Consider the following 21,395-nt stretch of genomic DNA (forward strand, 5'->3'; position numbering starts at 1 on the left):
AAATACAGCCAAAGAAAAATCCGCCTAAGATTACCATCTTAAGCGGATTGATTCAGCAAAAGTTCAAGGATTAAGATGCCGATTCAGCTTTACTGATACGACTTTTCTCAACGCTCTTGTTAATAAACCATTGCTGTAAGATTGTAATACTGTTGTTCACAATCCAGTACAACACAAGACCCGCAGGGAAGAACAACATAAATACCGTAAACATAATCGGCATAATGCGGAATACTTTCGCTTGCATTGGATCAGCTGGTTGCGGGTTCAACATTTGCTGAGCAAACATTGTCGCACCCATAATTAATGGCAAGATGAACCATGGGTCCATCGCAGACAAGTCTTGAATCCAGCCTAACCACGGTGCATGACGTAATTCCACACTTTCCATGAGTACCCAGTACAAAGCAAGGAAAATTGGCATTTGTAGCAATAACGGTAAACAACCAGAAAGCGGGTTAACCTGTTCACGTTTGTAAAGCGCCATCATTTCTTGCGAGAAGCGCATACGGTCTTCACCGAATTCTTCTTTCATGCGTTGCATTTCTGGTGCAATCACACGCATTTTCGCCATAGAACGATAACTTTTTGAAGATAAAGGCCATAAAATCATCTTCACCATAATGGTAAGTAAGATAATTGACCATCCCCAGTTGCCTACAATGCTATGGAAGAATTGAAGACCTAGGAACAATAACTTCGCAATTGGCCATAACCAACCATAGTCAACAGTCTGGTTTAAACCTACCGCTAAATCTTTTAATTCAGATTGTACTTTTGGACCTGAATAAAGCTTCGCATCGACTTCCATCGAAGTACCCGCCGGAACATTAATTACTGGCGAAGTAAAGCCAATAATATTCATATGATCCGCAGACTGACGAGATTCAAGTTTAGCGACATAAGGCTGACCATTTGCTTGAGTCAGTTTAAGGTTTCCTGGAATCCAAGCACTTACAAAGTAGTGCTGAACCATTGCAACCCAACCGCCTTTAGCTTCGGTATTGAGTTTTTCTTCAGAGAAATTCGCAAACTTAAGTTTGTTGTAGTGAGCATCTGGAGTACCCCATGCACCACCTAAGAACGTACCTAAAGTGAAAATACCCTGAGAAGACTTACCTGGATCTTCCGAATTATCACGTTTCAACTGTCCAAACATCTGACCTTGCCAGTTTTGTTGGCTACGGTTAACAACTTGATGTTTGACAACAATTGGATATTGACCTTGAGTAAATGTAAAAGTTTTAATAATTTCAACGCCTTCTGGTGTCTTAAACACCATAGGAACTGTTAAAACTTTCTCAGAATGTCCACTTTGATCTTGTACCCCTTTAGCATCAGCTAAAGTATATGATGTTTTTTCAACAGCATATAATGGGCGACCACCACGACTGCTATCTGGTCCATTCAAACCAATTAAGCCAGACTGAGCAACATAAGTACGCTTGGCATCATTTTCAAGCATAACAAATGGTTGATTACTGTCTTTGCTCTTGTCGTGAGAGAGTAATTCAATACGAACAATATCACCACCTTTTGGATTGATCCAAAGATGATAAAGGTCAGTTTGTACTGAAATAAGCTGTTGATTCACAGGTGCAGTTGCATCTGTGGTTTGTGACTGCGCAATATTTGCTTGTGGCACATCGGAAGCCACTGTTGCAGTTTTAGCATTTGGCAAATCAGCAGATACTTCATGTGAACTTACAGCCGTCGCTTGTTGTTGCGGTGCAGTTGCAGCATTTCCATAATCTTTTTGCCAAGCCAAAATGAGCAAATATGCGGTGACAAACATGGCCCCGAGAATTGCAAACCTGGCCCATTGTTGCATATCTATTACCCCAAATGGTTAGAGAGATTTTGCTTCATTAAACGATCACGAAAGGGTACAGCAACATGATGCGTTTGAGAATCTATTTGATGAAACGAAATAAAACGAATTGCTTTAGGCGGTACCGGATCGTATCCAGAGCCTCCCCACGGATGACAACGACAAATACGTTTAGAAGATAACCAAACGCCTTTGATTGCACCATGAGTTTGTAATGCTTCTAGCGCATATTGGGAACAAGTTGGGATATAACGACAACGGGGTCCAAGAAGCGGACTAATCGCAATTTGATACAGTCGAATGAACCAACGCAAAATACGAACCATTGGTCATCTCTTAATTCTGCGAGGTTGGGACAACTTTAGAATGTTTTTTCGCTAAGCGTTGTAATTTTTGCCAAGCAAAATCTAATTGTTGATATAGCTCAGCATTCGTAATCGTTTCTATACCAACTTTAGGCATCACAACAACATCTATGTCTGACCCAAATTTCGGCTGATGTAGACGAAAGCTCTCACGAGCAAGACGTTTTATTCGATTTCTTTCATGCGCACGACGCACTTTTTTCTTAGCAACAACAATACCCAAACGGCTGTTAGGCTGTTCGGTTAATTTTGCAAGAAATAAAAAATGGGGTTGATGCACTTTAAAAAGCGCACCATCAAATACACTTTTATAATCTGCAGCACAGCGTATACGAAGATCTGTGCTAAAACTGTAAAGTGCCATCACACCCAAGTCTGGTCAGCGTAACAGTATTAAACAGTTAAGCTATGACGACCTTTTGCACGACGACGAGCTAATACTTGACGACCAGCTTTAGTTGCCATACGAGCACGGAAACCATGAACGCGTTTACGCTTTAATTCAGATGGTTGGAAAGTACGTTTCATATCGAAACTCCCAAAAATGATCTTTCTATAAAGGTCCGCGATTTTATTGTGCAATGTTTACGCTGTCAATGAAAAACCGTGAAAGTTTTGTATTTAAGTCAAATTTTTAACTTTTTATCTTCTCTTTATATTTAGCCTATTTTTCTTATTTAAAAGTTATACACAAAGTAATTGTTTATTTTTATTAAGATTTTTAAGATATACACTTCTTATTTACACACTTATCAACAAACCTTGATGTGAAGTTGGTTTTGATTTGGTATATTTGAATTTAAATTCATTTTTTTTAGTTATCCACAATTTGGATCAACCCTATTAAATAAATTCAAATTTTAAAATTTAAATTTATTCTTATTAGTGTGGACTTTTCTTGTGGATTTCACAGTTTTAAATTTAAAAAACATATATTTGAACTGTTGATAACTCTGTTTTTATTGTCTTTATGGATTGTGGATAAGTTTATGTGATAATTTATCCACAGGATGTGCAAAAAGTTATTCACAATTGATTTTGAATTTAAATTTATTCACAAGAGATTTCTTTTTAGGCAAAATCAAACGAAATCGTCATGACAGATGTGGATAACTTGGGTAGAATGGCGACCCCTTCTCATCAGGAAGGGTTAATCTTTAAATGATTTGAATTTAAAACGCAGACATAGGGGATACACATGCTTTGGACAGACTGCTTAACTCGCTTGCGACAAGAGCTCTCTGATAACGTCTTTGCGATGTGGATTCGCCCTTTAGTAGCTGAAGAAGTAGAGGGGATACTACGTCTCTATGCTCCTAATCCTTATTGGACGCGTTATATTCAAGAGAATCATTTAGAGTTAATTTCTATATTGGCTGAACAATTGTCAGAAGGGCGGGTGCGTCAAGTTGAAATCTTGGTAGATTCTCGTCCTGGTAGTATTTTGTCCTCTAGTGAACAGCCTGCAACAACTACAGCAGCTTTACAAACTGCCCCTATACCTCAACCTACTAAGGTTAAAAGAGAACCGGAACCTGTTGCTAATACTACAGTTAGTTCTAAGAGTTCAAAAAAGAAACTATTAAATCCACAATTTACTTTTTCATTATTTGTTGAAGGCCGTTCTAACCAAATGGCAGCAGAAACCTGTAGAAAAGTATTAACACAGTTAGGTGCTTCTCAACATAACCCTTTATTTTTATATGGTCCGACAGGTCTAGGTAAGACTCACTTAATGCAAGCAGTTGGTAATGCCTTACTGCAAGCGAAGCCGAATGCAAGAGTCATGTATATGACTTCAGAAAGTTTTGTACAAGATTTTGTGAGCTCATTACAAAAAGGAAAGGTAGAAGAGTTTAAGAAAAATTGCCGTTCTTTAGACTTGTTATTAGTAGATGATATTCATCTTTTGGCAGGAAAAGAAGCAAGTCTTGTTGAATTCTTCTATACATTTAATGCCTTACTTGATGAATCTAAACAAATTATTTTAACGTCTGATCGATACCCTAAGGAATTAACAGAACTTGATCCTCGATTGGTTTCTCGTTTTTCCTGGGGTCTGTCAGTAGGTGTTGAACCACCTGATATTGAAACTCGAATCGAAATTCTGCTTAAAAAAGCTGAAAATAGTGGCGTTGATTTACCTAGAAACTGTGCGTTGTTTATTGCCCAACAAGTCGTAGCGAACGTACGTGAACTTGAGGGCGCACTGAATAAAGTTGTCGCAATTTCACGTTTTAAAGGTGCTCCAATTGACCTTGATGTCGTACGGGAATCTTTAAAAGATGTTTTAGCGATCCGTGCTCGTACAATTAGTGTAGAAAATATCCAGCGTGTAGTGAGTGAATATTTCCGAATTCCATTAAAAGAGCTGGTAGGTCCAAAGCGTACCCGAATTTATGCTCGACCACGTCAGTTGGCGATGGGGCTTGCCCGTGAATTAACGGGAGATAGTTTTCCTGAAATTGGAATGGCTTTTGGTGGGCGTGATCACAGTACAGTGATGCATGCTTGTGAAAAAGTCGTCAGTTTACGGGAAGAAGACCCAATCTTTGATGAAGATTATAAGAACTTATTACGTTTGCTTCAAAGTTAATGAAATAATAAGACGTTGTTGCAAAGTCTACGTAAGTGCAGCATAGTACACAGCTAAAAAATGAAATGTTTGCTCCAAGTTGCTAGAGGAATGAATCGTGCGTTTGAAAATCGCTAAAGAAAGTTTACTCAATGTTTTATCGCATGTGGTCGGTGCGGTAGAACGTCGTCATACCTTGAATATTCTTTCAAACGTCAAAATTCAGACTAATGCTCAAGCGCTCACTATTACGGGTTCCGATTTAGAAGTTGAACTCGTAGCGAGCACCGCTTTATCAGAAGGGGCGTGCCTTGAGGCAGGCGAGACAACTGTTCCTGCTCGTAAATTGATGGAAATTTGTAAATCTTTGCCTACAGCTGCATTGATTGATTTACAAATTACTGAAGATCAAAGATGTATTTTAAAGTCTGGTAATAGCCGTTTTGTGCTAGGTACACTACCGGCTGAAGATTATCCATTGTTAACCACTGAGAATAGCCAAGGTACGCAAGTACAGGTGACTCAACGTGAATTAAAGCGTTTATTTGAAAAAACTGCTTTTGCAATGGCTGTACAAGACGTACGTTTTTACCTCACTGGTACTTTATTAGAAATTGATGAAAATCAATTGCGTGCAGTAACAACTGATGGTCACCGTTTAGCACTTTGTGAAATTTTGGCTTCCTCTACTTCATCTCAGTTGGTACAAGCGATTGTGCCTCGTAAAGCTGTGGGCGAATTGCAACGTTTACTCAGCATTGAAGATGAACAGCTCACTTTGCTTATTGGCCGTGAATTATTAAATGTAACGATTAATACGCCAAGCCGTGATAAAGAACAAGGTGATATTACAGTTCGTTTTACAACTAAATTGATTGATGGGAAATTCCCTGATTATCGCCGTGTTATTCCACGTGGTGGTGATAAACATGTTTTGATTGGTCATGACGTATTTAAACAATCATTACAACGTGTAGCAATTTTAAGTAATGAAAAATTGCGTGGTGTTTTCCTAAACTTCAATCAGGATTCTTTACAGCTTCGTGCAAATAACCCTGAACAAGATGAAGCAATTGAAGATTTAGCGATTCAATATCAAAGTGCCCCATTAGAAATGTCATTTAATGCTCAATACCTACTCGATGTGTTGGGTGTATTAGATGGTGATGATGTAAATATGAGCATGACTGAGGCGAATCAGTCTGTATTGGTTCAAGATCCGGCTCATCCTGACCAGACCTATGTGGTTATGCCGATGCGTGTTTAATCTGGTTTAACTATATGCATCTTACGCGCTTAAATATTGAACGTGTGCGTAATTTAAAAACGGTTGCACTCCATGGGTTGCAACCGTTTAATGTCTTTTATGGCGCAAACGGTTCGGGTAAAACATCAATTTTAGAAGCGATCCATTTGCTTGCAACAGGCCGCTCATTCCGTACACATATACCCAAAAATTATATTCAATATGAAGCTGACGACGCGATTGTATTTGCTCAGTCAGCAACTGAAAAAATTGGTATGCAGAAACTCGCTTCTGGTGAGCAACTCATGAAAGTGAATGGCGATACCGTTGCGACTCAAGGTCAGCTTGCAAAGTTACTTCCTTTACAGCATATTGATCCACAAAGTACGGAAATTATTGATCATGGTGCCAAGCCAAGAAGACAACTTTTAGATTGGCTTATGTTCCACGTGGAACCTGAATTTTATTTTGCGTGGCAATATTACTCTCGTGCGCTAAAGCAGCGTAATACCTTACTCAAAACACGGCGTAATCTTTCATTAGCTGATTTAGAACCGTGGAACAAAATGTTGAGTGATTATGGCGAGATTTTGCACTCACAGCGTTTAAGTATTGTCGAGCAATGGAATGTTTATTTCCAAAATGACTTAAGCCAATTACTCCCTGATTTGGAGATTGAACTGGAATATAGCCCAGGTTTTCATACAGAGCAGGGGCTTATGCAAGACTTGTTGAATCAGCATCAAAAAGACATCGAGAGACGTTATACCGAGTATGGTCCTCATCGGGCAGATTTGCGCTTAAAAACTCCATTTGGGCATGCTGATGATGTTTTATCAAGAGGTCAGAAAAAACTCTTGATTATTGCCTTAAAACTGTCACAAATTGCAATGTTGCATGCGAGTAATAAGGAAACTGTGGTATTATTAGATGATCTGACAGCAGAATTAGACTTAACCGCACAACAACGTTTAATTGAACGATTAAGCCAACTTGGTAGCCAGGTTTTTATGACAACTTTAGATCATGCATCGGTAAAAAAACATTTACATGATCTGTCTATTTCATATCAATTATTCAGTGTTGAATCCGGTCAAGTTAGTCTTGCTGCACCATAATTTTTTGATGTTACCCATCTTTGAATAAACCTATATTTGCTAGGGAGAAACCATGAGTTCAGAGTCTCAATCAGCCTCTCAAACAGAACAAACCAATGAAAAGGCTTATGATTCCTCTAGTATTAAAGTATTACGTGGATTAGATGCAGTTCGTAAACGTCCGGGTATGTATATTGGGGATACAGATGACGGTACCGGTTTACACCATATGGTGTTTGAGGTTGTCGATAATGCAATCGACGAAGCTTTAGCTGGCCACTGTGATGAAATTATTGTCACCATTCACGAGGATGAATCGGTCAGTGTTTCAGATAATGGCCGCGGTATTCCAACCGATATTCACCCTGAAGAAGGGGTTTCTGCTGCAGAAGTAATTTTAACGATTCTGCACGCAGGTGGTAAGTTTGACGATAATAGCTATAAAGTTTCAGGTGGCTTACACGGCGTAGGTGTTTCTGTTGTTAACGCACTTTCAAGTAAATTGCATCTAACAATTTACCGTGCTGGTCAAATCCATGAGCAAGAATATCATCATGGTGATCCGCAATATCCATTGCGTGTGATTGGTGAAACGGATAATACCGGAACAACTGTACGTTTTTGGCCAAGTGCAGAAACATTCAGTCAAACCATTTTTAATGTTGAAATTCTAGCACGCCGTTTACGTGAGCTTTCTTTCTTGAATGCTGGTGTACGTATCGTTTTACGTGATGAACGTATTAACCTTGAACATGTGTATGACTATGAAGGTGGTTTATCTGAGTTTGTAAAATACATCAACGAAGGTAAAAACCATCTCAACGAAATCTTCCATTTCACAGCTGATGCTGACAACGGCATTGCTGTAGAAGTAGCATTGCAATGGAACGATAGTTACCAAGAAAATGTTCGCTGTTTCACAAACAACATTCCACAAAAAGATGGTGGTACGCACTTAGCAGGTTTCCGCGCAGCTTTAACACGTGGCTTAAACCAGTATCTTGAAAATGAAAATATTCTCAAGAAAGAAAAAGTGAATGTGACTGGTGATGATGCGCGTGAAGGTTTAACAGCCATTATTTCTGTTAAGGTTCCTGATCCGAAATTCTCGTCTCAGACAAAAGAAAAATTGGTATCAAGTGAGGTAAAACCAGCGGTAGAGCAAGCAATGAACAAAGAGTTCTCTGCTTACTTACTTGAGAATCCACAAGCTGCAAAATCAATTGCAGGCAAGATTATTGATGCTGCACGCGCACGTGATGCTGCACGTAAAGCACGTGAAATGACACGCCGTAAGAGTGCATTAGATATTGCAGGTTTGCCTGGTAAATTGGCTGACTGTCAGGAAAAAGACCCAGCGCTGTCTGAATTGTATCTTGTCGAGGGTGACTCTGCGGGTGGTAGTGCCAAACAAGGCCGTAACCGTAAAATGCAGGCTATTCTACCTTTAAAAGGTAAGATCCTGAACGTTGAGCGTGCGCGCTTTGATAAAATGATCTCTAGTCAGGAAGTGGGTACATTAATTACAGCACTTGGCTGTGGTATTGGCCGTGAAGAATATAACCCTGACAAGCTCCGTTATCATAAAATTATTATTATGACCGATGCCGATGTCGATGGTTCGCACATCCGTACATTGTTATTAACATTCTTCTTCCGTCAAATGCCGGAGTTGGTGGAACGTGGTCATATTTATATTGCACAGCCACCTTTGTATAAGCTCAAAAAAGGTAAGCAAGAGCAATATATTAAAGATAACGACGCATTAGAAACTTACTTGATTTCAAATGCGATTGATGAGCTTGCTTTACATATTAGTGCTGATGCGCCTGCAATTACAGGTGAAGCGCTGGCAAAAGTAATTCAAGACTATCAAGTTTCACAAAAGAGCTTACAACGCTTAACGTTACGTTATCCAGCAAGCTTACTTGATGCATTACTCGAAGTAGATGCATTTAAAGCAGATCAAAACCATGATCAAGCTTATGTACAACAATGGGCGGATCAAGTACGTGAAGCTGTACAAAGACTACAGCCAAGTTTGCACCCTGAAATTACGCTTGAAACATTTGAACGCGAGAATGCTCAAGGCGAGAAATCTGCGCATTACTGGCCACGTGTAACTGTATATGTTCATAACTTGCCACATGCTTACTTACTTGACGCAGGTTTATTGAATTCTGCGGAATATGCTCGTTTATTGAAGAACTCGAAGAGTTGGTTCAAGTTAATTGAAGATGGCGCATACTTACAAAAAGGTGATCGTCGTATTCAAGTCGCTAATTTCCATCAGGTATGGCAGCACATTCTGCAAGATTCACGCCGTGGAATGATGATCCAGCGCTATAAAGGTCTGGGCGAGATGAATGCTGAGCAGCTTTGGGAAACCACAATGGACCCTGAAAACCGTAATATGTTACAGGTGACTATTGATGATGCAATTGAAGCTGATCGCATGTTCTCATGCTTAATGGGCGATGATGTTGAACCACGTCGTGCCTTTATTGAAGAAAATGCATTGAATGCGGATATTGATGCTTAATTGATAGCAAGATTCTAAATCAGTCTAGGGAGAGAAGATGATGAGTCAAAAAATTCTAGCAAGTATGCTGATTTCATGTGCGGCTTTAGTGAGTCATTCTGCATTTGCAGCAGACTTGGAAGCCGACATGAAAACTTTAGCGAAGAGCACTAAAGCCTTTGCTGAAGCAAAAGATATCGATAACGCTAAACAGCAGCTTGTGATTATGCGTCAGGCAGCATTATCTTCAAAATTATCTTTACCTCATAAGTTGGAAGGTTTACCCCCTGAAAATGTACAGGTAAAAGAGTACCAAGCGGGTTTAGATCAGTTAGTTGCTGAAATTGATCGGGTTACGGTTTTTGTTGATAAGGGACAATTGGACCAAGCCAAAACTGAAGCAATTAATCTGGTAAATATTCGTAATGAAAACCACAAAAAGTTTAGATAAAGTTACTTTGATCTAAATCAAATAAAGGGAATGATTAATTCATTCCCTTTATTTTTGGCTATATAAATTTATTTAACTAAATATATTAATTCTCTACAAAATCTGTAACTTGAATGAGTGCATGGCCAAATAGGTAGCCAGCCGTTAAGAGGATACAGATCCACAAAATAGCTCCTGCCACATTGTAAATCAAAAATTTTCCATAGCTCATATTGCTTGAGCCAGCAGCGAGGGGTGCAAAAGAACGTGCGAAAGGTATAAAACGTGCTAAAAGAATAGTTTTACCACCATGTTGCAAGAAATAGCGGTTCGTTTTATTCAAATATTCTTTTTTAATAAAACGTGATTTTGCTTCAAAAATACGATTTCCAAAATGGCGGCCAATAGAATAATTGACGATATAGCCTAATGTTGCTGCAACGGTGAGCAGAGTAATCATATAACCAAGATGCATCAGTTCAACCACCGAGCACAGTGCACCTACAGTTAAAAGTAAGCTATCTCCAGGTAAAAAGAACATAAACACAAAAGCGGTTTCAGAAAAAATAATCAAAAAGAGTATGGCATAAACCCATGCACCATACTCCTGAATCAAAATAGGTAAAAATTGTTCAAAATTAGTAATAAAATCAATAAAATTCATTCAGTTTGTCTGATCCCGAATTAAATACCTACTCAAGAAGGGTAAAAACGAAGTTACAGAATTTAGTTAAATTATCTGTGTATGGCAACCCTTAAGATGTAGCTTAAGTTTTATATGTTATCAAATTTGAATCTATCTCAAAAATTTAACAGCTGAATGAAACTTTATTAGAGATCGTTCATATTTTTATAAGCTAATAAAAATAAAAGCCAGTACAGATACTTAAATATACGAGTACTGGCCAAGATATTTAGTTTTCAAATGAGGCTTCCATTTCCTCAAGTTCCATCATGAGTTCTAAGAGTTGCTCTTCATATTGTTCAAGCTTAGCTTTGAGTTCGGTTTGCTCATTCATCAGTTTAAGTAAATCGTCCTTACGATTAGCTTCATATAATGAAGTATCTGCTAAAGCTTCTTCGATTTCAGCAAGACGTGGCTGAAGCTTTTCAATTTGAGATTCAACCTTTTCAATATTTTTACGAATAGGTCGAGTCTGTTCACGACGGCGAGCTGCTTCTTTACGCTGTGCTTCTTTATCAACTTTAGCAGGCGCTGGAGCGGCAGAGGAAGAGTTGTTCTGTGCGACGGCAGTCTGAGCATTGATTTGCTGCTGACGTGCTTCACGTAGCCATTTAGCATAGTCCTGTAAATCACCCTCGAACTCAGTACATTTGCCACCGTGTACCAAAAGGAGTTCATCACAAACGCTGGCAATAAGTTGACGTTCGTGAGAAACCAGAACGACTGCACCCTCAAAATCTTGTAAGGCCATACTAAGCGCATGACGCATATCTAGATCTAAGTGGTTCGTTGGTTCATCCAGAATTAAAACATTTGGGCGCTGCCATACAATAAGTGCTAAGGCCAAACGAGCGCGCTCACCGCCAGAGAAGCTTTCACATGGGGTATCCATGCGTTCGCCACTAAAGCCAAAACTACCTAAAAAAGAACGTAATGTTGCTTCACTAATTTGTTTATCGGCTATCCGAGCGAGTTGAAGCATTGGGCTGGCTTGACCATCTAAAGCATCCATTTGGTGCTGCGCAAAGTAACCAATGTTAAGTAGCTCGGAAGCTTTACGTTCACCTGCCAGTAATGGTAAATCACCCACCAAGCTTTTAATCAATGTTGATTTACCCGCACCATTCATACCAAGCAGACCAATACGCGAGTTTGGCGTAATTTGAAGTTTAATTTTTTCAGCAATTTTTTTATCGCCATAACCTATGCTGGCATTTTCTAAGGTCAGTAACGGTGAACTCATTTTGGTAGGTTCACGGAAACTAAAAGTAAACGGTGTATCTACATGAGCAGGTGCAAGTTGCTGCATGCGTTCAAGTTGCTTAATACGACTTTGTGCCTGACGAGCTTTAGTGGCTTTAGCCTTAAAGCGATCAATGAACTTTTGTAAATGAGCACGTGCTTCTTGCTGTTTTTCAAAAGCTTGTTGTTGTTGTGCTAAACGTTCACTTCGAGTGGTTTCAAATGTGGAGTAGTTACCCGTGTAAAGAGTAAGTTCCTGATTCTCAATATGAAGAATATGGTCCGTAATTGCATCTAAGAAATCTCGGTCATGCGAGATTAAAATGAGGGTGCCCTCATAAGCTTTGAGCCAATCTTCTAACCATAAAATTGCATCCAAATCTAAGTGGTTGGTTGGCTCATCCAATAAGAGTAAGTCAGAACGACTCATCAATGTACGCGCCAAATTTAGACGCATACGCCATCCACCAGAAAAACTAGCAACGTTTAAACGTAATTGATGTTCTAGAAACCCTAAGCCAGCCATCAGCTGAGCTGCTTTAGATGGCGCAGAATAACCATGAATTTCATCAAAACGGCCATGTAATTTAGCCAAATCCGAGTCTGTTAATTGTTCTGGTTGAGCAAGTTTATTTTGAATATCCCAATATTCTTCATCACCAGAAAGGACAAAGTCGATAGCAGGCATGTCTAGGGCTTTAACTTCTTGCGCCATATGGGCCACAGTCCATACAGAAGGACGAGTAAGCGAGCCTTCATCTGCTCCTAAGCTACCGAGTAATGCTGCAAATAGTGTTGATTTACCTGCACCATTGACTCCAGTCAGACCAATCTTCCAACCTGGGTGTAATTGCATAGACGCTTTTTGAAATAGAACACGTCCACCGCGGCGTAAAGAAACTTGGTCAAATTGAATCATCTTGTCTTATCGTGGTGAGTTAGGGATGCTGTATTTTAAAGAGAACTGATCATGAAGACAAAGCTTTCGGAGTTTTAGTTTATAAATACTGAGATTGCATGGTTTCACTGATCCCGATTAAAGCTATTCGTCTGAAAATATCTAAATTTTGAGCAAGATAGGCCACATTTAGAAAAATATGGCTAAAATAAAAACAATTTAAAACTTGGTTGATAAATGAGCTACTAACTAATAAAACCAGACTAAGGAAAGTCAAATGAAAAAAAGATTGGGGATAGTAAGTGCAGTCATTTGCTGTGCTATGGGGACAACACACGCGGGGCAAAACGTATGTGTATTCGATTTATTGGGTAAATCAGGTGAATCCTACAAAATGATGGAAGAATGGGCACTTGCGGCAAAAAGTTGGCAAGCGGACATTACATTAATTCCATTTCAAGATGAAGCTCTGGTAGATCGTAGGCTGCGTGAGGGTAAATGCGATGCAGCTTATATGACTTCAATGCGAGCACGAAACTACAATAAATTTGCAGGCTCGATTGATGCAATTGGGGGCGTGACAAGTAATGCTATTGCTCAAAAGGCGATTAGTTATGTTTTGGATCAACGTAATAAACATCGCATGCTAACCACGCAAAATGGAACAAACTATGAGGTGGTTGGAATTGTCCAGATTGGACTAGCATACTTATTTGTAAGAGATAGAAACCTCAACTCAATTGAGAAAGTACGTGGGACTAAGTTTGCTATTTTGCAATATGACGCAGCCCAGAAAATTATGGTTGAAAGTGTAGGTGCCCAGCCTATTCCTTCTGAGATTACCGATTTTGTGAAAAAGTTTAATAGTGGCCAAGTCGAGGCAATTGCTGCACCTGCTTATGCTTATAAACCGTTAGAAATTGGTAAGGGAATTGGAGCAAATGGAGCTATGTTTACTTTTCCTGTGGTGAACGTCACAGGGGATTTAATTGCAAGAAGTGATAAGTTTCCGGCCAATTTTGGAATGAAGTCTCGTGAATGGTTTATTAAACAGTTGCCACAGAACTTCGCAATGGTAAAACGGTTAGAAACCGGGATTCCTCCTAAAATTAAATTAAATTTTTCAGCCGAAGATAAGTTGAAATATCAGAAAATATTACGTGAAGGTCGCCTTGGCTTAACAAAACAAGGTGTATATGACGCGACAATGATGAGTGTACTCAAGCGCGCACGATGCACCATTGAACGGACAAATTTTGAATGTACGCTTACTGGAGAGTAGTTTGTTTTTTAATCACAAAAACCCTACAGATATTTCAAAGCTGAATATGGGTATGAAAATTGTGAATATAAAAAATAACTTACGGAAAATTAGCGATTTTTCATTTTAATAAATAATTTAAATCGAACAAACAATGGTTCAATGAGATAAAAATATTTGAGTAAAAGCTCTATTTTTTTCTAAAAAACATGATTAATATCTGTGTTTGAAAGGAAACTTCAAACAAAAAATCTGTTCCGTGGAAGGATGAAGAAAATGAAAAAAATCGTACTTGCTATGGCTGCCGCTTCTGTTGTTGGTTTTTCTGCTTCAGCGCAAGCAGCGAGTACCGTGTGTGTATTCGACCTCTTAGGAAAAGCAGGCGACTCATATAAAATGATGGAAGAATGGGCTCTAGCTGCAAAAGGCTGGGGTACTGAAATTAACTTAGTTCCTCGTCAGGACGAGGCTGTTGCAGATAATGATTTTAAAGCTGGTAAATGTGATGCCGTAGCAATGACAGCTATGCGTGCTCGCCAATATAACAAATTTGCCGGATCAATCGACTCGCTTGGTGGTGTTCCTAATAACCAAATTGCACAACGTGCTATTACTTATGTATTAGATGCACGTAATGCTGCAAAAATGACAACTAACCTTGGTGGTAAAAAATACGAAGTTGCTGGTATCTCTCCGTTAGGTTCAGCGTTCATTTTCGTACGTGATAAAAACATCAACTCAGTTGAAAAAGCTGCTGGTAAAAAATTCGCCGTGTTAGGTTATGACGATGCACAAAAAATTATGGTGCAGCGCGTAGGTGCTCAGGCAGTTCTTTCTGATATTTCAAACTTTGCTGCTAAATTTAATAATGGTCAGGTAGATATGGTAGGTGCGCCTGCTTATGCTTACAAACCATTAGAATTGAACAAAGGTTTGGGTGCAAACGGTGTAATGTGGAACTTCCCGGTATTACATGTAACGGCTGATTTAGTATTGCGTGCTGATAAATTCCCAGCAGGCTTTGGTCAAAAGTCTCGTGATTGGTTCGTAAAACAATTACCAAAAAGCTTTGCAATGATTAACCGTTTAGAAGCACAAATTCCAGGTAAATATAAAATGAACCTAAGTGCTGAAGACAAACTGAAATATCAAAAAATGTTACGTGATGGCCGTATGGATTTAACTAAACGCGGTATTTACGATGCAGGTATGATGTCTGTATTGAAAAAAGCACGTTGTTCTGTAGACAAAGCTAACTTTGAATGTTCAATGCCTGGTGAATAATTCATGTTGAACTTAAAAGCCTAGATTTATTCTAGGCTTTTTTGCTTTCTATAGGCTGTCAATTCAGCCATTGTGATTCATTAAAAAGACGCTAATCTAAATTGAGGATAAAACTTCATCTGGATATATGAAGATATTAGAAAATAGAACAAGGAAGTGAGTCATTAAAAGAGCTAAGGGAATTTAACTCGTTATTTTTTATTGAGCTCGGACAAACAGAATTGAGCATAAAAATATCTCAAGTGTGAATTTTAGATGAAGCGTATCTCATGAGAATCATGCCAACCAGCGTGAAATTTCTTGATGCCAAAAACAAAAAATTTACAAGGAAAGGAAAAGAATATGCGATTTTCCAAAACGCTTTTACTTGCGATGGGACTCACAACAATTTCATTTGCAGCCGAGGCCAAACAAACCATATGTGTTTTTGATTTTGTTGGTAAAAATGGCGATGTCTATGCGCTCATGAAGGACTATCAGCTTGCAGCGAAAAACTGGGGAGCTGATATCGAACTAAAAGTAAACCAGAATGAAGCAGTGATTGCTGAAGATTTTAAAGCGGGCAAATGTGATGGTATTAGTGTATCAGGCATGCGCGGACGTCAATTCAACTCATTTACGGGATCATTAGATGCAATTGGCGCGATTCCAGATCTCAAACTTGCTGTTAAAGTCATGCAAGGTTTAGCAAGCCAAACCTTTAGTAAATATATGGTCAATGGCCGCTATGAGGTAGTAGGTGTTATTCCGGTAGGAGATGCTTATCTTTTAGTAAACGACCGTAGTATTAATACCGTAGCGAAAGCTGCGGGTAAAAAAATCGCCGTATTAGACTACGATGAAGCACAAAAAATCATGGTTCAGCAGGTGGGTGCCCAGGCAGTGAGTGCTGACGTGACGAACTTTGGAGCTAAATTTAATAATCATCAGGTGGATATTATTGGTGCGCCAGCAGCAGCTTTTAAACCTTTAGAGTTACAAAAAGGCTTAGGTACAAAAGGGGCAATTGTAAACTATCCAATTTTACAGGTGACCGGAAATATTATTATTCGTCCAGACAAATTCCCAGCTGGTTTTGGTCAGAAATCTAGAGAGTGGGTGGCTGGTCAGTTACCGCGTGCTTTTACTATCTTGGGTAAAATGAAAGCGGATATTCCGCAAAAATATTGGATGGAAGTACCAGCTGCCGATAAACCGGGTTATCAAAAGCTCATGCGTGAGTCTCGAATTAACCTTACACAACGCGGGGTGTATGATAAACGGATGATGAAACTACTATGGCAATTCCGTTGTAAGCAAGACGCGAAAAACTTTGAATGTGGCTTACAAGATGAGAATTACAAATAATCTTGATAAAAATACTCAAGATTCGCTTTAAACTTCGAAGACAGACCCTATATTGATTATGCTATACTCAATATAGGGTCTTTTTTATTTTGAAAGGCACAGCAAAATCCGAGGAACAATCATCATGAATGCCCAAGCTCTAGTTTTGACAGATAATGCTGCCAATAAGGTACGCCAACTCCGTGATAGTGAAGGGAATGACGATCTCATGTTACGTGTATATGTAACCGGAGGCGGGTGTTCAGGGTTTTCATACGGCTTCAATTTCGCCGAAAGCGTAAATGAAGATGATGCTGAATTTGTAAATGGCGATGTAAAGATGCTGGTTGACTCGCTCAGCTATCAATATTTAGTTGGCTCAGTGGTTGATTATGTTGAAGGCCTTGAAGGTTCACGCTTTATTGTGCAGAACCCGAATGCGACAACAACCTGTGGTTGTGGTTCTTCATTCTCAATTTAAAAAGAATTTTAAATAAAAAAACCTCTCTATGATGAGAGGTTTTTTACTTATAAGACTATGCTTGATCATGTATAGATTCTAAAAAGCACTGTACGAGTTCAGGTGCCTTTTGATAAGGAATCCAATGAGAGGCATCCATAAAAATAGCCTTATAATTATTTTTAAAATAACCTGAATTTAACTTGGCACTTTTTTCTGTTACTGCAATATCATGCTTACCCCAAATAAAAAGAGTGGGAACGTCTATTGTTTTAAAAGGATTTTCAGGTTTGTCCCAAAAAAAACCACGATACCAATTTAATGCCGTAGTTAGCCTATTTTCTTTTATAAATTCAGTTTCGAATATTTTAATTTGCTGTTCGGTCATGCCAGATGATTTAAGAAATTTTCTTGCTACTTTAGGCATTTTCTTAAATAAAAGTTCGGGCAAAATAGGAAGCTGAAAAACTGCAAAATAATAAGATTTTAGTAGTTGATTGCTACTTAAGCAGGCTTTTAAAAAAGCAGCTTGATGGGGTACGGAAACTAAAGTGAGATGTTGAATATACTGCGGATAATTCATAGCTACACTAGACGCAATTACAGAACCCCAATCATGCCCAATTAAATAAACTGGTTGACCAAGTTGTTTAATTAAACTTGCTACGTCTTCTACAAGTTCACTCAAGGAATATTGAAATCGGCTTTGAGGTCTAGCATTTAAACTATAACCACGTTGATGAATCGCAAGTGTTCTAAATTGATGCTCATGCAATAATTCCGAAGTCTGCTCCCAACTATGGGCAGTTTCTGGAAAACCATGCAATAAAACCACGAGAGGGCCATCTATAGGGCCTGAATCAATGACATCGAATGTCCAGGCCCCACGTGTGTATTGATGAATACGTTTGGTCAGATCCATAACAACATGCCTTACTTATTTTTGTTGGCATTTATCATGAATTTTTATGACCAATTTAATAACAGCATTTCGGGTCAGGAAATGTGTTATGAGGTCGAATCAGTCCAATTAAATCGAATAAGTAGTTTTATACCGCCGTGATCGTGCCTAAGATTCTAAAATCTGACGCTCCGGTTACCGCAGGTAAATTACCACTTAAACCATTCACAAAATGCATTGCTAACCATGCAAATGCTGTAGCCTCAACCCAAGTAGGGGAGAGCCCTAAAACATCAGTGGTTTGAACTGACCAATTGTGCTTACGTAAGCGCCAACGTAATTGTTCTAACAAATAAGAGTTATAAGCTCCACCTCCACATACATAAACTTCACCTGTTTCCATATTAGAACGATAGATCGCTTTTTGAATGGCACGTACAGTAAGTTTCAATAAGGTAGCTTGAATATTTTCAGGTGTATCTTCTAACTCATCATAAGTTAAATCATTACGCCAATCGATTAACTGATCATCTAACCAGTCAATATTGAAATCTTCACGTCCCGTACTTTTAGGAGGTTCTTTAGAAAAATACTCATGAGCATAAAGACGGTCGAGTAAAGAGCGAATAGGATGACCATAAGCCGCCCAGTCACCATTTTCATCGTATGGATGGCCTGTATGGCGATGACACCATGCATCCATCAAAATATTGGCAGGTCCCGTATCAAAACCAAAAACGCCGTCCGGATTGTTAGCTGGCAACATACTTACATTGGCAATGCCGCCTAAATTCAAAATTACCCGATGAATGCTTGGGTGCTGGAATAATGCCTGATGAAATGCAGGCACTAATGGAGCGCCTTGACCACCTGCTGCCATATCTCTACGACGGAAATCTGAAACAACCGGAATTTGAGTGATCTCAGTAATAATGTTTGGATCGCCAATTTGTAGCGTAAAACCATGCTCTGGACGATGACGAATGGTTTGTCCATGCGACCCAATCGCTTTAATTTGACTACGATCTAATTGGTGCTTTTCAATGAGAGAATTAATCCCGTGACCAATCATTTTGGCTAGAGCAACATCAGCTTTACCCATGCGGTCAATTTCATTGTCATCGGGTAAAGTTAATGCCATAAGCTCATCACGTAACTCGGGTTCGAATGGAACTGTAAGTGTGGCATGAAGCTGTAGTGGCTCAAATGAAGCCGCAACAATATCCACACCATCCATACTAGTGCCAGTCATTACGCCGATATAGATTGCGCTCATATGCAACTTCCCCTGCAAGACGCTGAAAAAATGTTAGTATATCGCACAAATTGAATAACTGATGTGTTTAGGTTTTGTGATGTCAAATTTCTTGCCCGCCGAAGAACAGCTTGCCCTCATCCAACGAGGCACGCACGAAATTATTTCAGAAGAAGATTTACTGAAAAAGCTTAAAGAGAATCGTCCTCTTAAAATTAAAGCTGGTTTTGACCCTACAGCTCCAGATTTACATTTAGGACATACGGTTCTTATTAACAAACTAAAAACGTTTCAAGATTTGGGTCATGAAGTTACTTTCTTGATTGGCGACTATACAGCCATGATTGGTGATCCAACAGGCAAAAGTGCAACTCGTCCGCCGTTATCACGCGAACAAGTTGAAGCTAACGCTAAAACTTATCAAGAACAAGTTTTCAAAATCTTAGATCCGAATAAAACAAAAGTACGTTTTAACTCAGAGTGGTTTAACCAAAAGTCTGCTGCGGATCTTATTCAGTTGGCAAGCCAGCAAACAGTATCACGTATGTTAGAGCGTGATGACTTCACTAAGCGTTATAACAACCATCAGCCAATTGCAATTCATGAGTTCTTATATCCTTTAGTTCAAGGCTATGACTCTATCGCACTTGAAGCAGACGTTGAGTTAGGTGGTACAGACCAAACCTTTAACTTACTCATGGGCCGTACGTTACAAAGCCGTTATGGCCAAGAATCACAAGTGTGTATCACTGTACCAATTCTAGAAGGTTTAGATGGCGTAAATAAAATGTCTAAATCTTTAGGTAACTATATTGGTGTTTTTGATGCGCCAGGTGCAATGTACCAAAAAGTATTATCAATGCCTGACTCTTTAATCGAACGTTATTTCGATTTATTAAGTTTTAAATCTCTAGATGAGATCAAAGCTTTATTAGATGAAATCGCGGCTGGCCGTAATCCACAAGAAGTAAAGCGTATTCTTGCACTCGAGTTGGTTGAACGCTTCCATGATGCTGAAGCTGCTGCTAATGCTCATAAGAGTGCTGGTAACCGTATTACAGAAGGTGAGGTGCCGGCAGATACTCCTGAAGTAACTATTTCACGTGGTGAGTTTGGTGGTGAAATCTTTATTGCCACGATTCTTCGCGTAGCAGGATTAAATCCAAATGCAGCTGCTGCAAAAGATGCTGTTGCACGCGGTGCAGTAAAAGTAGACTGGAATGTAGTAGATGCAAGTTTCTCTGTAAAAGAAAACGGGACTTTTATTATTCAGTCTGGGAAAAAAGCAATTGCGCGTGTAACTTTCACTGACTAAAAGTTATATAGTGATAGAAAAGCAGGAGTAATCCTGCTTTTTTTATTTCAGAACTATAAAACCAATTAAGCGTTCCACGTGGAACCATCTAAGTATTATTAAGAATAAAATAAATTAAAAAATAAGAAGAAATATAAAGTGAGGGTAGAGTATTTACTCTAATATTTCTTTGGATTCTTTGGATTCTTTGGATTCTTTGGATTCTTTGGATTCTTTGGATTCTTTGGATTCTTTGGATTCTTTGGATTCTTTGGATTCTTTGGATTCTTTGGATTCTTTGGATTCTTTGGATTCTTTGGATTCTTTGGATTCTTTGGATTCTTTGGATTCTTTGGATTCTTTGGATTCTTTGGATTCTTTGGATTCTTTGGATTCTTTGGATTCTTTGGATTCTTTGGATTCTTTGGAATAAAAAAGCTTATAGAGGAATAAAAACCATATAAAAGGCTCCCTAACTCCAAAATGATTATATAGCTAAAGATAAAAACCAATAAAAAATAGCAAAAATGCTTAAAAAAAAGCCATATATATCACTTTTTTCGCAAAATAGTAGAAAAAAACGGCACTCAAGTGAAAAAGGGATAAATACCCCTTGCAAAGGGATATTAATGGTCTATAATGCACATCCATCGGCGGTGATGCAGATAGAAACTTGTTGAAAAACAGTTACTTGTGATTAGATTGATTGCTTTAAGTGATGAAT

At 38.8% G+C, this 21,395-nt stretch carries 19 protein-coding genes; 10 read left to right on the forward strand and 9 right to left on the reverse strand.

Translation table 11 applies throughout. The annotated features are described in order from the left end of the window. Positions 1-70: 70 nt before the first annotated feature. Genes yidC through rpmH form a run of 4 tightly spaced genes read right to left on the reverse strand, consistent with a single transcriptional unit; the run spans position 71 to position 2,724 of the window. On the reverse strand, positions 71-1,831 hold the full coding sequence (gene yidC / locus MKL62_RS13300; RefSeq protein WP_005129997.1) for a membrane protein insertase YidC: 1,761 nt from the start codon (positions 1,829-1,831) through the stop codon (positions 71-73). Between the two features lie 5 nt (positions 1,832-1,836). Beyond that, positions 1,837-2,157 carry a membrane protein insertion efficiency factor YidD gene (gene yidD / locus MKL62_RS13305; RefSeq protein WP_000251652.1) on the reverse strand — a complete coding sequence of 107 codons (321 nt, stop codon included), beginning with the start codon at positions 2,155-2,157 and terminating at the stop codon, positions 1,837-1,839. Between the two features lie 10 nt (positions 2,158-2,167). Continuing rightward, complete coding sequence (rnpA, locus tag MKL62_RS13310; RefSeq protein ID WP_001240377.1) at positions 2,168-2,560, reverse strand: ribonuclease P protein component; 393 nt, start codon at positions 2,558-2,560, stop codon at positions 2,168-2,170. A gap of 29 nt (positions 2,561-2,589) precedes the next feature. After that, positions 2,590-2,724 carry a 50S ribosomal protein L34 gene (gene rpmH, locus MKL62_RS13315; protein ID WP_000831329.1) on the reverse strand — a complete coding sequence of 45 codons (135 nt, stop codon included), beginning with the start codon at positions 2,722-2,724 and terminating at the stop codon, positions 2,590-2,592. 670 nt (positions 2,725-3,394) lie between these two features. Between rpmH and dnaA the strand changes: the two genes are divergently transcribed. From dnaA to cybC, 5 genes are all read left to right on the forward strand, one after another. Further along, entirely contained in the window at positions 3,395-4,792 is a 1,398-nt protein-coding gene (dnaA, locus tag MKL62_RS13320; protein WP_000964770.1) for a chromosomal replication initiator protein DnaA, read from the forward strand. Between the two features lie 97 nt (positions 4,793-4,889). Beyond that, positions 4,890-6,038 carry a DNA polymerase III subunit beta gene (dnaN, locus tag MKL62_RS13325; RefSeq protein ID WP_001237350.1) on the forward strand — a complete coding sequence of 383 codons (1,149 nt, stop codon included), beginning with the start codon at positions 4,890-4,892 and terminating at the stop codon, positions 6,036-6,038. A 14-nt stretch (positions 6,039-6,052) separates the two neighbouring features. After that, positions 6,053-7,135, forward strand: coding sequence for a DNA replication/repair protein RecF (recF, locus tag MKL62_RS13330; RefSeq protein WP_004837138.1), 1,083 nt, complete (start codon positions 6,053-6,055; stop codon positions 7,133-7,135). Between the two features lie 52 nt (positions 7,136-7,187). Further along, positions 7,188-9,656, forward strand: coding sequence for a DNA topoisomerase (ATP-hydrolyzing) subunit B (gene gyrB, locus MKL62_RS13335; protein WP_270899776.1), 2,469 nt, complete (start codon positions 7,188-7,190; stop codon positions 9,654-9,656). A 37-nt stretch (positions 9,657-9,693) separates the two neighbouring features. Further along, positions 9,694-10,086, forward strand: a complete 393-nt coding sequence (gene cybC, locus MKL62_RS13340; RefSeq protein WP_000987632.1) for a cytochrome b562 — start codon at positions 9,694-9,696, stop codon at positions 10,084-10,086. An 85-nt stretch (positions 10,087-10,171) separates the two neighbouring features. On the opposite strand, the gene MKL62_RS13345 is transcribed toward cybC, so the two are convergent. Together MKL62_RS13345 and abc-f are read right to left on the reverse strand one after the other, a co-directional pair. Then, positions 10,172-10,729, reverse strand: coding sequence for a VTT domain-containing protein (locus tag MKL62_RS13345; RefSeq protein WP_001009202.1), 558 nt, complete (start codon positions 10,727-10,729; stop codon positions 10,172-10,174). A gap of 250 nt (positions 10,730-10,979) precedes the next feature. Next, positions 10,980-12,911 (reverse strand): ribosomal protection-like ABC-F family protein, encoded by a 1,932-nt coding sequence (abc-f, locus tag MKL62_RS13350; RefSeq protein ID WP_000613985.1) that lies wholly within the window; start codon positions 12,909-12,911, stop codon positions 10,980-10,982. A 256-nt stretch (positions 12,912-13,167) separates the two neighbouring features. Here abc-f and MKL62_RS13355 point away from each other — a divergent pair, with 256 nt between their 5' ends. From MKL62_RS13355 to erpA, 4 genes are all read left to right on the forward strand, one after another. After that, the gene (locus tag MKL62_RS13355; RefSeq protein ID WP_000746542.1) at positions 13,168-14,172 is read left to right on the forward strand and encodes a putative solute-binding protein; all 1,005 of its coding nucleotides are present in this window, start codon (positions 13,168-13,170) and stop codon (positions 14,170-14,172) included. Between the two features lie 255 nt (positions 14,173-14,427). Then, positions 14,428-15,435 (forward strand): putative solute-binding protein, encoded by a 1,008-nt coding sequence (locus MKL62_RS13360; RefSeq protein WP_000724999.1) that lies wholly within the window; start codon positions 14,428-14,430, stop codon positions 15,433-15,435. 342 nt (positions 15,436-15,777) lie between these two features. Further along, positions 15,778-16,782, forward strand: a complete 1,005-nt coding sequence (locus MKL62_RS13365; RefSeq protein WP_001212536.1) for a putative solute-binding protein — start codon at positions 15,778-15,780, stop codon at positions 16,780-16,782. A 124-nt stretch (positions 16,783-16,906) separates the two neighbouring features. Next, positions 16,907-17,242 carry an iron-sulfur cluster insertion protein ErpA gene (gene erpA / locus MKL62_RS13370; RefSeq protein WP_000993572.1) on the forward strand — a complete coding sequence of 112 codons (336 nt, stop codon included), beginning with the start codon at positions 16,907-16,909 and terminating at the stop codon, positions 17,240-17,242. A gap of 55 nt (positions 17,243-17,297) precedes the next feature. Here the strand turns inward: erpA and MKL62_RS13375 are convergent, their stop codons facing one another. Further along, positions 17,298-18,143 (reverse strand): alpha/beta fold hydrolase, encoded by an 846-nt coding sequence (locus MKL62_RS13375; RefSeq protein ID WP_005127627.1) that lies wholly within the window; start codon positions 18,141-18,143, stop codon positions 17,298-17,300. 127 nt (positions 18,144-18,270) lie between these two features. Beyond that, complete coding sequence (locus tag MKL62_RS13380) at positions 18,271-19,398, reverse strand: anhydro-N-acetylmuramic acid kinase (protein ID WP_004837146.1); 1,128 nt, start codon at positions 19,396-19,398, stop codon at positions 18,271-18,273. Positions 19,399-19,459: 61 nt separating this feature from the next. Between MKL62_RS13380 and tyrS the strand changes: the two genes are divergently transcribed. Next, a complete protein-coding gene (gene tyrS / locus MKL62_RS13385) occupies positions 19,460-20,692 on the forward strand; it encodes a tyrosine--tRNA ligase (RefSeq protein ID WP_000335558.1) in 1,233 nt (410 codons plus the stop codon). 158 nt (positions 20,693-20,850) lie between these two features. Here the strand turns inward: tyrS and MKL62_RS13390 are convergent, their stop codons facing one another. Beyond that, the gene (locus MKL62_RS13390) at positions 20,851-21,153 is read right to left on the reverse strand and encodes a hypothetical protein (RefSeq protein ID WP_270899777.1); all 303 of its coding nucleotides are present in this window, start codon (positions 21,151-21,153) and stop codon (positions 20,851-20,853) included. Positions 21,154-21,395: the final 242 nt, after the last annotated feature.

The sequence above is a fragment of the Acinetobacter sp. AOR01_HL genome (assembly GCF_027855455.1).
Classification (GTDB): domain Bacteria; phylum Pseudomonadota; class Gammaproteobacteria; order Pseudomonadales; family Moraxellaceae; genus Acinetobacter; species Acinetobacter baumannii.

What these genes read in the sequence shown, in the direction of transcription:
- rnpA (WP_001240377.1), bottom strand. Translation starts at nt 2,560, where the DNA reads ATGGCACTTTACAGTTTTAGCACAGATCTTCGTATACGCTGTGCTGCA.
- MKL62_RS13360 (WP_000724999.1), top strand. Translation starts at nt 14,428, where the DNA reads ATGAAAAAAATCGTACTTGCTATGGCTGCCGCTTCTGTTGTTGGTTTT.
- MKL62_RS13380 (WP_004837146.1), bottom strand. Translation starts at nt 19,398, where the DNA reads ATGAGCGCAATCTATATCGGCGTAATGACTGGCACTAGTATGGATGGT.
- MKL62_RS13345 (WP_001009202.1), bottom strand. Translation starts at nt 10,729, where the DNA reads ATGAATTTTATTGATTTTATTACTAATTTTGAACAATTTTTACCTATT.
- tyrS (WP_000335558.1), top strand. Translation starts at nt 19,460, where the DNA reads ATGTGTTTAGGTTTTGTGATGTCAAATTTCTTGCCCGCCGAAGAACAG.
- MKL62_RS13355 (WP_000746542.1), top strand. Translation starts at nt 13,168, where the DNA reads ATGAAAAAAAGATTGGGGATAGTAAGTGCAGTCATTTGCTGTGCTATG.
- MKL62_RS13365 (WP_001212536.1), top strand. Translation starts at nt 15,778, where the DNA reads ATGCGATTTTCCAAAACGCTTTTACTTGCGATGGGACTCACAACAATT.
- erpA (WP_000993572.1), top strand. Translation starts at nt 16,907, where the DNA reads ATGAATGCCCAAGCTCTAGTTTTGACAGATAATGCTGCCAATAAGGTA.
- MKL62_RS13375 (WP_005127627.1), bottom strand. Translation starts at nt 18,143, where the DNA reads ATGGATCTGACCAAACGTATTCATCAATACACACGTGGGGCCTGGACA.
- dnaA (WP_000964770.1), top strand. Translation starts at nt 3,395, where the DNA reads ATGCTTTGGACAGACTGCTTAACTCGCTTGCGACAAGAGCTCTCTGAT.
- yidC (WP_005129997.1), bottom strand. Translation starts at nt 1,831, where the DNA reads ATGCAACAATGGGCCAGGTTTGCAATTCTCGGGGCCATGTTTGTCACC.
- gyrB (WP_270899776.1), top strand. Translation starts at nt 7,188, where the DNA reads ATGAGTTCAGAGTCTCAATCAGCCTCTCAAACAGAACAAACCAATGAA.
- recF (WP_004837138.1), top strand. Translation starts at nt 6,053, where the DNA reads ATGCATCTTACGCGCTTAAATATTGAACGTGTGCGTAATTTAAAAACG.
- yidD (WP_000251652.1), bottom strand. Translation starts at nt 2,157, where the DNA reads ATGGTTCGTATTTTGCGTTGGTTCATTCGACTGTATCAAATTGCGATT.
- abc-f (WP_000613985.1), bottom strand. Translation starts at nt 12,911, where the DNA reads ATGATTCAATTTGACCAAGTTTCTTTACGCCGCGGTGGACGTGTTCTA.
- cybC (WP_000987632.1), top strand. Translation starts at nt 9,694, where the DNA reads ATGATGAGTCAAAAAATTCTAGCAAGTATGCTGATTTCATGTGCGGCT.
- rpmH (WP_000831329.1), bottom strand. Translation starts at nt 2,724, where the DNA reads ATGAAACGTACTTTCCAACCATCTGAATTAAAGCGTAAACGCGTTCAT.